This window comes from Clostridium sp. OM05-6BH (assembly GCF_003481635.1).
Lineage (GTDB): Bacteria > Bacillota > Clostridia > Lachnospirales > Lachnospiraceae > Butyribacter.
On record NZ_QULH01000005.1, the window covers coordinates 195,545 to 207,001 of the forward strand.

The following is an 11,457-nucleotide window of genomic DNA, read 5'->3' on the forward strand; positions in this document are numbered from 1 at the left end:
GGTAGTGATATAAGATTTGTGAAGGTAACAATTAAAGATGCCAGTGTTATTATTTATGTAGATTTTGTAATAGTATTCGGGTGGTAACAAAGGGGAGGATATATGTGCTACAGACAAAAGACAGTTTGATAAAAACAATTAAAACAATGGATCCACAGAAAATAGTGTTTTGGTTAGGAGCAGGTGTAGATTACAATTATCCAACAGGATTACCATTAGCTAAATCTTTAATGGAAAGCCTTTTGCAGTATTCTTGTGGAAGTTATTATGAGGATTTAAAACAGCATATTGAAAGAAATTTTCAAAATGGAATCCCAAGGATGGAAACAATTATTTCTGAAATCAAGTTGTTTGAAGGCGAATTAAAACGACCGACAAATATACTGCAAGGATTTTCGGCGTTTTTAGACGCACCACCTAACTATTGTCATTTTGTGTTGGCTGAATATTTAAGAAGTGGAGCTAATATTGTTTCCATGAACTATGGAAACCAAATTCAAAAAGCATATAATTCTTTATATAGTACACAATTAAGTGATATGCCTGAGTTTAGTGAGAAATTCAATATGTATATTTGGTCGAACAAGCAGTCAGAGGGAAACATTTATTACCCTCATGGCGATGCCTATCATTTAGATAACATAGGAATATCTCTCAATGAGATAAAAAATTCACTTTCTGATGAATTTTGTAATGAAATTGCAGAATGGATATACGAAGGTTATTGCTTTATATTTGCAGGATATAGTTGTTCTGATAATTTTGATGTGAATCCTGTATTTAGAAAAATTGATAAGGGAAGTAATTCAAGCGCTATTATATTAAATCATGTCAATGAAGTTTCACAAGAGAAAGTTCAACAAACTGATTTTAATAGAAGAGAATTCAATGAAATATTTGCACCATTTGAAAAAAATTATGTATTGCATGCGGTTACTGATCAAGTGTTTTGTGATATTGCTATTACAAATAAGCTAAAGCATAAAAATTTTAATACATATGATTGGAAAAATGAATTTTTCAAATATGCTTTAAAGGGAAATAGTGAAAAATCTCAAAAATATCTTGCAATTGGAATATGTCAGGTCTTAGATATTGCTGATGGTACAATTGTAAATAAGGAACATTTTAAAAAATCTGATAATCAATTTTTTAAGCGTAACTGGTATATTAATTATCATTTGTTCCGAAATGCTGATGGGATAAATGTAATAAAGTATATTTCCAGAATGAAGCCTAACAAAGATTTATTGGCATTATCGGATATTTTGTCTAAATTTGGGCTTTGGAATTTTGCTGCGAAAGCAATGAGAAAATCTCCCCAAACTATATTAGATGAATTAGAATATATAAAATTAAACAAACAAACGGAGAAAAATATAATTGATTGGGATATATCAACACCTCTAAATAGATATGCGGATTGGTTTATAATGTCTCTGTTTTGTTTTCCATTGCGATACAAATATTACTTAGAAAAACATATGGAGGATGCTAAAACGATTATGAATTGTAATGACATTATTATAAACATGGGAAATGATGTTGTCAAAGATGTAAGACAGCAATATACTGCAATGCGCTACTTGGGAATTTTAGGCATGTTATTTGATAATCAATATGAAGTGGCAATGACTCACTTAAAAGAAGCGTCATATCAATATGATTCTGCGAGTATGAATAGTGGAGTAACGACTTGTAAACTGTTTATGTGCTTGGTGGAAATTGATAAATGCAGAAAAGAAAAAGTAGGTATTAATTTGAGAGAAAAAGTGGAAGTGCTTCTTAATGACATAGTTCAAAGTGTTTGGAATAATCGTAGAAATAGATTATTAAAATATATTATTATGTTATATGTAAAAGTGTACGAGAAAAAATTTAGATGAATCGAAAACTGTGGAGGTGACGTGTTATGACATTTAAAGAAAAAATTATTGTAGCGAAAAAAAATAATATTTTTATTCCATCTGATTTGGCTGATAATCAAAATATTGTTGGAATATATAAAATTTTTGGAAAAAAGAATGGAAGACGCAAATGTCTGTATATCGGGAAATCAACTAATATTGCAAATAGATTGCTAGGTTCAGGACGAGGTCATATTTATATGTATTTAAATAATAATCTCTCAAAATTAGTTCCCCGCATAATTAATAAATATATAAAAGCTGGATATAAAATCGAAATAAAGATTACTCCAGTCGACTATACAGACACCTCTTTCTCAAGGGCAGCTCATAGACTTGCCCTAGCAGAAATTAGTGAAATAGTTAAGTACCAAAAAAAGGGACAGTGTTTGGAACAAATGCCTGAAGGTGTTGGGGAGAATGAAGAAAAATTTTGGAACAAAAATTATAAAATAGAAATAATAAGGTCCGATTCATAGAATCAAAGGTAGAGTAAAAGGCGCAATTATGAACCAACTAAATAACATTTCAACCCCAAAGGGAAGAAAGGTATTTTCAAGAAGAATACTTTTCTTCCCTTTTTTTATTTTAGCAGTCATTGCTTTGGCTCTTGGACTTTGGTTAAAAAGGACCATGGATCAGGAGATTAAGCAGGACAACATAGAAAAAGAGATTACCACGGAGAAAGAAAAAGGCGGTGTACGGAACCTCCACAAAAAGTACAAAGATATGATCGGGTGGCTAGAAATCAAAGGCACCGGCTTTTCTTATCCGGTTATGCAGACAGGCATCAAAGGTCATCACGAAGGTGATTGGCAGTATTATCTTCACCGGGATGTGCATGGTGATTACAACTTTTATGGGACACCGTTTTTAGATGTCCGCTGTAAGACAGACAGTGACAATCTTATCATTTACGGTCACAACATCAATGGGAGACGGTACTTTGGCTATCTGCAAAATTTCCGAGAGGAAACATTTTTTAAGGAACATCCCGTGTTTTCGTTTACTCCGGTAGAGGGAAAGGAGCAGGACTATCATATCGTTTCGGTATTGGAAACGGACAAATATGCAGATTACTATTCTTTTACGGATTACGGAAATGAGAAGGACTATTACGGGATGGTAGAGAAAATCCTATGTTACAGCAAGTTTCAGAGTGAAGCGGCAAAGAAGATGAAAAAAGAAATGGATGAAAGTGATGCGGAGGCATTCTTTCGGAAATATAAGTTTGTAACGCTTTCTACTTGCCGAACGATAGATGGGAAAGATAAGCGGCTTATGGTAATCGGCTGCAGGAAACGATAACAGAAAGCAAGGAGGATAACAATGCATAAGGAATTAGAGGTTATGAAACCACGCTGCAATGGATTATGGAAACGGGGTGCAGGAACGGTAGCATTGATCTATTTTTGGATACTGACAAATGTGCCGGTTGCAGCACTGGCGAAAAGTGAAAAAGGAAAAAGTGATGCAACAGATACCGGAGTGACGGAAGTTACGGACGGCATCAATGTAATCAAGGACTTGGTTCTTGGCTGTGTTGGTGGAGTTGGTGTGATTTTTCTTGCCTGGGGTTTATTAGACTTTGGTACCGGGTATTCGGCACATGATACAACACAGCAGAGTCAGGCAATCAAAAAAGTAATTGGTGGTCTGGTTATGATTGCAGTTCCGGCAATTCTAAAACTACTGGGCGTATCGTAATGAAGACTTGGAATCCTGAAAGGAGGTGATGACGGTGGGATTGTGGGATTCTGTAACAGGATTTTTTTCCGATTTAGGAGACTTCTTTAGCGGTAAAGACTTTTTTGAAGCTGCTGGGTACGCATGGAATGACATGATGAAACTGGCAGCCGATGTTTTGACGAAAAATCCATCTTCCGGCACCTATAAAGATGTCTGGGAAAATATATCAACGATCTATACCACCTTAAATGTAGTTGCAGTTTCCTTGCTCTGCATTTTTTTCTTGTATGGATTTTGCAGGGACAGCTGTGATTTACATGCAGATCTGACATTTGAACGAACAATAAAAATGTTCATTCGGTTGATCATAACCTCAAATGTGATGAGCATGGCGTTAAGTTATATGCCGAAGTTTTTTGCATGGGGCAAGAACCTGACCTCCGCAATTTTGGGAGAAAACAAACTGTCAATGATTTATGACTTTGATGGTGTAAAGGTGTATGAAAATATATCCAGTGCCGACTTTGGAACGATGACCGCTTTTTTGACGAGTATCCTGTTTTTTTTATTTACCGTGGTGTGTGGATTTATCGTGGTGCTGACGGTGTTAAATCGTATTCTGAAGATTTACATGATCGCTCCGTTTGCAGGTGTGGCATTGTCTACCCTTGCAGCCGGCGGTCAGACGGCAAATGTGGGTTATTCCTATATACGCACCTTTTTCGGATATGTGTTTTCTGCGCTGCTCATTGCGGTAGTGATTGTTATCAGTGCCAGTTTTATCAATACCGTTGCAATCGACACGGATAATGCAATCATACGGCTGTTGGAGTATTGCTTGAAGATGGGTGTCATTTCATCCTCGGTAAAGATGTCGGACAGTGTCATGCAGAAAGCATTTAATCTATAGAAATGGAGGAAATCAATGACTAAAACAATCAATCCGGATGTGGCTGCCTTTAAGGATGATTTCTTCAAGGGATTATCTTTCAGGGAGTGCGTATTCGGAGCAAGTGCACTGCTTACAGGAGTGGGAGGAATCCTGCTTCTGCATTTTTACTTTGGTGCAGGGCTCAATACAGCTATTACATTGTGTATGCCGGTGATCGGTATCATCGGACTTTGTGGATTTTATCATAAAAACGGATTGACATTGGCTCAGCTTGTGAGAAGGAGTATAAAGCTCATGTTCCAAAAGCCCTATGTCTATGAAACAAGAAATCAGTGAAAGGAATTGGAGGTACAGACAAATGGAAGCAGAAAAAAACGAAGAAAGAAATGATGAGAAGATGAGGATTGATATTGAAAGGAATACAGACAGTGAAAAAAGGCTGATGGGGTACATAACCGCCATTGCAGAAAGCCGGGATCAGTAACAGCAGCGTTTGGACATTATGTCCAAACCAAAGCAGGTGCAGGAGGAAAAAGGAATGACGAAATATGTAAAAATCTCTGTATTAGCACGAGAGACCGCAAAGAAAGTCTGTCGTGGCAGAGAGCAGTGGATTCGATACCTTGATGTTGCGTCAAGGTTATATAAATATCCCTTTGAGGACCAGCTACTCATCTATGCACAGCGACCGGACGCAACTGCCTGTGCCTCGCTTGAAATGTGGAATGAGAGGATGTTTTGCTGGGTAAACCGTGGAGCAAAAGGAATTGCCCTTATTGATGGGGAAAGTGAAAGACCAAAACTTCGCTATGTCTTTGATGTGTCCGATGTTCATAAGGCAAGACGGATTGGTAAAGATCCGTTTATCTGGCATTTGAGGGAAGAACATAAAGAAGTGGTTCTTGCCGAACTGGAGCACATTTATGGCAGTACCAATGATGCCCTTCCTTTTGAAAACCGCATTTATGAGATTGCCGAAAGAATAGCGGAAGATTTTTATGAGGAAGCGGTCGATGAGGTGATTGAGGAAGCGGCAAACAGTTTCCTGGAAGATCTGGATGGGGATGCAGTTGCTGTCCGGTTTCGGGAAATGCTGGTGCAAAGTGTAAGCTATACCATCTTGAAGCGATGTGGATGTGATATGACGGAGTTTGCCGATGATTTCACCTTTGATTACATCCATGAGTTTAATACACTCAGAACCTTATCGGTGCTTGGCAGTACCACTTCGGAGTTATGTGAACCGGTGCTGATCCGGATTGGAAGAACGATTGCAAGGTATGACAGGGCGTTATTGCAAAATAGAAGATATATAGGAAATCATAATCATACAGAAAGGGCGGTGGCAGGGCATGAATCTGACATACGAAAGGAACGGAGACTATCGGATTCCGAATCTGATACCTTCGGAGCAGGAAGGAACGATGCTGACGAAATACGGAGTGTTGCGGAAGAATTATCTGAAAAACCACAGGAAGGGGATTTACACGGGACTTCTTCTGAGCGGAGAACTGCTGACACACTGCCTGGAGATACAGGAACAGGCGGAGGAGAGGTTCGAGGTGCTGACACAGAAGTTGTCGAAGAACCAGACCATGACGGAGGAACTGAAACAGAACGATCCGCTGCAGTGGACGAAAGAGATGAACCGGATCTATCAGCAGGCGGAGGAGATCGTTCTGAAGGAACTGGTTTATCAGTAGCAGAGTTAGAGCAGTATGAACCGCCTGCAGACAGTCCCTATCGACAGATGGATTTATTTTCTCTTATGTCGGAGCAGGTGGGAAATATTGCGATGGCACAGGCAGAAATGCCATCGGCCAGATTCCTTTTCGGCACGATAACTGCGGGGCAGATCGAGGAAATTCTTCGCACCGGCGGAGGAAAGGAAAACAGCCGGAAACGAATTTATCATAAGTATCAGACCGGAAAAACACCGGAAGAAATGGCGGCTTTTCTTCAGAAAGAATACGGAGAAACCGGCAAAGGATTTCAACTTGGAGGGGAACAGATCTCGGTCTGGTTTAATGAGGATGGAATGTATGCGGCACATGGCACTTCTGCTTTTGAGCACACGGAGTTACATCTTTCCTGGAGTGCTGTGGAGTCTGTAATCCGTGGACAGATCGAAGCAGGTAGTTACATTGACAGCAACGAAGCATATCTGGCTGAACAGTTTGTAAGAAAAGAGTTTGCCGATATGCTTTTCTTTTATTACCGGGACTCTGTTGGAGCGTTTCCAGAGAAACTGGGGTTCGATGGATATGATTATCCGGTACAGCATGAACGCATTACGGATATGTTGTCCAATGGGGAGGATGTTCAAAGGATTGTAGAGCAGATGGACCAGACACTGCAACAGGTAGATGCCGGAGAAATACAGTACCGTTTTCGTCTGATCAAAGATCCAAAAGAGCTGCGGGATGACCTTGCTGATCTTTTAAAAGAAAAGGTTTCTTATCCACTGCTGGAAGAAGTAAAAGTGGCTGTTGAAGATTTTATCACAGCGGATGAGATTGACTACACTCTTACGAGAGGTTCCGGCTTTGAGCATGGCAGTTTTCGCATTTATGACTTCTATCATCAGGAGCATACATTAAAAGAAGCTGCTGATTTTCTGAAAAACGAGTATGGAACCGGAGGTACCAGTCATGCACTGGCAGGTTCAGATCGCAGCTTTAAGGATTATGATGCGAAAGGAATTAAATTACGCAAGGGCAGCATTATGACACCGGATGCGGAAGTTCTTCTTTCATGGAATATCGTGGCAAAACGGATTGAAAAGCTGATGAAAGAGGATCGTTATCTTTCGGCAGAAGACAAGGTAAAGTATGCTACGTATAAGCAGAAGCAGGAAGAAAAAGCACTGCAGCAGGCAAAGGAAGAACTGGGAACTGTAGATGATGAAACAGAAATCGTTTCAGAAGAGATGGAGACTCTGTCAGAGAAAGATATTTCACCACTGGAAGAATCTGTTCCGGTCAGAGAGAACGATATTTTACAGGAAATAGAAAGCCAGTCACCAATACAAAGTCCGTCGGACATTTCAGCACAAAACTATGTAATCTCCGATATGGAATTAGGTGTCGGTACAGCGAAAGAAAAGTTTCAGCGAAATGTGGAAGCCATTCGTACACTGGAAACGATTGAATCGGAGAAAAGACCGGCAACGAATGAGGAGCAGGAGGTCTTATCAAAGTATGTCGGCTGGGGCGGTCTTGCGGATGCTTTTGATGAAACCAAGGGTGCCTGGGCAAAGGAGTACGCTGAACTGAAAACCCTGTTGTCAGAGGAAGAGTATATTTCTGCAAGGGAAAGTACCTTAAACGCTCATTACACCAGTCCTGTGATTATCCAGGGGATTTACCGGACATTGCAAAGAATGGGATTTACAAAAGGAAATCTTTTAGAGCCTTCGATGGGAATCGGCAACTTCTTTGGTATGCTGCCGGAGACGATGCGGGAGAGTCATCTGTATGGTGTTGAGCTGGATAGTCTGACAGGAAGGATAGCCAGACTGCTATATCCGAAAGCCAATATTACCGTGGATGGATATGAGAAAACGACATTTCCGAATGACTTCTTTGATGCCGCTGTTGGTAATGTTCCATTTGGTCAGTACAAGGTGGCAGATAAGAAATACGATAAATTCAATTTCCTGATCCATGATTACTTCTTTGGAAAAACGTTAGATCAGGTGCGTCCGGGCGGTGTAATTGCTTTTGTCACCAGTAAGGGAACGATGGATAAGGAAAATCCAAAGGTGCGAAAGTACATTGCACAGAGAGCAGAACTATTGGGGGCGGTACGACTTCCCAATACCGCATTCAAAGCCAATGCTGGAACGGAAGTGACATCGGATATCCTTTTCTTACAGAAGCGTGACCGCATTGTAGACATAGAACCGGACTGGGTGCATTTGTCACAGGATGAGAATGGCATTGCCATGAACAGCTATTTTGTGGAACATCCGGAGATGGTTGTTGGTTCGATGGAAATGGTCAGCGGACCGTATGGAATGGAAAGTACCTGTGTGCCGGATGATTCACTTCCTTTCGAGGAGCAGTTACAAAAGAGTCTGTCTTTTATCGAGGGTTCTTATGAGGAAATTGAACTGGAAGAACTGAATGAGGAGTTGACGGCAGAGGTTATCCCTGCCGTGCCGGAAGTAAAGAACTTTAGCTATGCGCTGATTGATGAACGGCTGTATTATCGGGAAAACTCTTTGATGCGTCCGGTAGAAGCCTCTGAGGGAATGCTTGAGAGGATCAAGGGCATGGTTGCCATAAGGGACTGCACACGGGAGTTGATCCGGTTACAGTTAGAAGATTATCCGGATGAGCAGATTCATTTCCGGCAGAAACAGTTAAATGATTTGTATGATTCCTTTGTAAAAGACTATGGAAGAATTTATTCCCAAACCAATAAGCGGGCGTTTCATCAGGACAGCAGCTATTGTCTGCTCTGTTCGCTGGAGAAACAGGACGAGGAAGGCAACTTTCTTGGAAAAGCGGATATGTTTACGAAGCGCACCATAAAAAAAGCAGAAGTTGTGACCAGTGTGGATACGGCAAGTGAAGCATTGGCGGTTTCATTGGCAGAAAAAGCAGCGATTGATTTTGAATACATGTCGGAACTGAGTGGAAAAGATGAAAATACGCTGACCGACGAGTTGATCGGCATTATCTTCAAAAATCCGCTTAGCGAGGAATGGGAAACGGCAGATGCTTATTTAAGCGGAAATGTGCGAAACAAACTGGAAGTAGCCGAAACTTTTGCAAAGAATGAACCCATGTATGCGGTCAATGTGGAAGCATTGAAACGGGTACAGCCGAGAGAACTGGATGCCAGTGAGATTGAAGTCAGGATTGGAGCAACATGGATTGAACCGAGATTTATCGAGGATTTTATGCGGGAAGTGTTTGAGACACCGGAGCATTTATTAAATCGTGATGTAATAAAGATTCAGTATTCCGATGTGACCGGGCAGTGGAATGTGAAGGGAAAAAATGCAGACTTAGGAAACGCACTTGTAAACATGACATACGGAACCAGCCGGAGAAATGCGTATCAGATTTTGGAAGACTCTCTGAATCTGAAGGACAGCCGTGTGTATGACACAGTGATCGAGGATGGCAAAGAAAAGCGAGTTCTCAATAAAAAAGAAACAACGATTGCCGCACAGAAGCAGGATGCCATGAGGGAAGCTTTCCGGGACTGGGTATTCCGTGACATGGACAGGCGTAATGAACTCGTGAGTAAGTATAATGTATTGTTTAATTCCACCAGACCACGAGAGTATGACGGTTCTCATTTGAAGTTTCCGGGAATGACACCGGATATTGAGTTAAAGGGTTATCAGAAAAATGCTGTGGCTCATGTTTTGTATGGAAATAATACATTGCTTGCACACTGTGTCGGTGCCGGAAAAACATTTGAAATGGTTGCGGCTGCAATGGAAAGCAAGCGTCTTGGCTTATGTCAGAAAAGTTTGTTTGTCGTACCAAATCATTTGACGGAGCAGTGGGCCAGTGACTTTTTACGATTGTATCCGGGAGCCAATATTTTAGCGGCTACCAAGAAAGATTTTCAGCCGGCAAATCGTAAAAAGTTCTGCTCACGGATTGCTACCGGCGATTATGATGCGGTGATCATCGGGCATAGTCAATTTGAAAAAATACCGCTATCTGCTGAACGACAGACTGCCATTATTGAGCGGCAGATTGCTGAGATCACGCAGTCGATTGAAGAAATTAAAGCGGAGCAGGGAGAACGCTATACCATTAAGCAGATGGAGAAAATGAGGAAAACCCTTCAGACACGATTGGACAAACTCAATGATACTTCCAGAAAAGATGATGTTGTGACCTTTGAACAGTTAGGCGTGGACAGGCTCTTTGTAGATGAAAGCCATTATTACAAAAATCTTTTCTTACATACAAAAATGCGTAATGTAGCGGGTATTGCGCAGTCGGAAGCACAGAAATCTTCCGATATGTTTGCCAAATGCCAGTATCTGGACGAGCTGACCGGCGGAAAGGGCATTACCTTTGCAACGGGAACCCCGATTTCCAACAGTATGACGGAATTATACACCAACATGCGTTATCTGCAGTATGATACGCTGCAGCGGATGGGACTGGGGCATTTTGATTCCTGGGCATCTTCCTTTGGAGAGACGCAGACAGCGATCGAACTTGCACCGGAGGGAACCGGATACCGTGCAAAGACGAGATTTGCCAAGTTTTACAATCTGCCGGAGTTAATCGCCCTGTTTAAGGAGTGTGCGGATATACAAACACCGGATATGTTAAACTTACCGATTCCGAAAGCAAAGTATGAAAATGTAGTATTACAGCCGAGCGAACATCAAAAGGAGATGGTCGCATCGTTAGCGGAGCGGGCGGAGGCAGTCCGTGACCGGAGAGTGGAACCGCATGAAGATAACATGTTAAAGATAACAAATGATGGAAGGAAGCTGGCGCTGGATCAGAGACTGATCAATCGGTTACTGCCAGATGAAGAACATTCCAAAGTCAACGCCCTTGTGCAAAAGGCGTATGAAATATGGGACAGGACAAAGGCAGACAAATCCGCACAGCTTATCTTTTGTGACCTTTCGACACCGAAGATCGTTGGGAAAACGACTGCAGGTGATGGAAATGATATGTTAGAAGCAGAGGTGTTTGACGATGTCTACCATGACATCAAGCGAAAACTCGTGAACCGGGGTGTACCGGAAGAAGAGATTGCCTTTATTCATGAAGCGAATACGGAGTTAAGAAAGACGGAGCTGTTTGGCAAGGTAAGAAGCGGACAGGTTCGTTTTTTGATTGGTTCCACGCAGAAGATGGGAGCCGGAACCAATGTGCAGGACCGTCTGGTTGCCCTGCATCATTTGGATGTTCCGTGGCGTCCGTCAGATGTAGGACGGATTTTGCGGACATTCAAAATAAAAAAGAATGTGGA

Annotated in this window: 10 protein-coding genes; 9 read left to right on the forward strand and 1 reads right to left on the reverse strand. The window is 41.3% G+C overall.

The window, feature by feature from the left end; genetic code table 11:
- The first annotated feature begins 104 nt into the window (after positions 1-104).
- Genes DXB73_RS07040 through DXB73_RS15075 form a run of 7 tightly spaced genes read left to right on the forward strand, consistent with a single transcriptional unit; the run spans position 105 to position 4,972 of the window.
- The gene (locus DXB73_RS07040; protein ID WP_118690596.1) at positions 105-1,886 is read left to right on the forward strand and encodes an SIR2 family protein; all 1,782 of its coding nucleotides are present in this window, start codon (positions 105-107) and stop codon (positions 1,884-1,886) included.
- A 26-nt stretch (positions 1,887-1,912) separates the two neighbouring features.
- Positions 1,913-2,386, forward strand: a complete 474-nt coding sequence (locus tag DXB73_RS07045) for a hypothetical protein (RefSeq protein WP_118690597.1) — start codon at positions 1,913-1,915, stop codon at positions 2,384-2,386.
- 28 nt (positions 2,387-2,414) lie between these two features.
- Complete coding sequence (locus DXB73_RS07050; protein ID WP_118690598.1) at positions 2,415-3,215, forward strand: class B sortase; 801 nt, start codon at positions 2,415-2,417, stop codon at positions 3,213-3,215.
- A 21-nt stretch (positions 3,216-3,236) separates the two neighbouring features.
- On the forward strand, positions 3,237-3,614 hold the full coding sequence (locus tag DXB73_RS07055) for a hypothetical protein (protein WP_118690599.1): 378 nt from the start codon (positions 3,237-3,239) through the stop codon (positions 3,612-3,614).
- Between the two features lie 34 nt (positions 3,615-3,648).
- Positions 3,649-4,506 (forward strand): hypothetical protein, encoded by an 858-nt coding sequence (locus tag DXB73_RS07060; protein ID WP_147354455.1) that lies wholly within the window; start codon positions 3,649-3,651, stop codon positions 4,504-4,506.
- A gap of 15 nt (positions 4,507-4,521) precedes the next feature.
- The gene (locus DXB73_RS07065) at positions 4,522-4,824 is read left to right on the forward strand and encodes a PrgI family protein (RefSeq protein WP_118690601.1); all 303 of its coding nucleotides are present in this window, start codon (positions 4,522-4,524) and stop codon (positions 4,822-4,824) included.
- Between the two features lie 22 nt (positions 4,825-4,846).
- Positions 4,847-4,972 (forward strand): hypothetical protein, encoded by a 126-nt coding sequence (locus DXB73_RS15075; RefSeq protein WP_279221295.1) that lies wholly within the window; start codon positions 4,847-4,849, stop codon positions 4,970-4,972.
- A 183-nt stretch (positions 4,973-5,155) separates the two neighbouring features.
- Here DXB73_RS15075 and DXB73_RS14830 read toward each other — a convergent pair whose 3' ends face one another.
- A complete protein-coding gene (locus DXB73_RS14830; RefSeq protein WP_243103981.1) occupies positions 5,156-5,671 on the reverse strand; it encodes a hypothetical protein in 516 nt (171 codons plus the stop codon).
- 169 nt (positions 5,672-5,840) lie between these two features.
- Here DXB73_RS14830 and DXB73_RS14835 point away from each other — a divergent pair, with 169 nt between their 5' ends.
- Both DXB73_RS14835 and DXB73_RS15155 read left to right on the forward strand, forming a co-directional pair.
- Positions 5,841-6,191 carry a TnpV protein gene (locus tag DXB73_RS14835; RefSeq protein ID WP_243103980.1) on the forward strand — a complete coding sequence of 117 codons (351 nt, stop codon included), beginning with the start codon at positions 5,841-5,843 and terminating at the stop codon, positions 6,189-6,191.
- Positions 6,192-6,433: 242 nt separating this feature from the next.
- Positions 6,434-11,457, forward strand: a 5,024-nt coding sequence (locus DXB73_RS15155) for an SNF2-related protein (RefSeq protein WP_347560013.1), incomplete at its 3' end; no start/stop codon positions are given.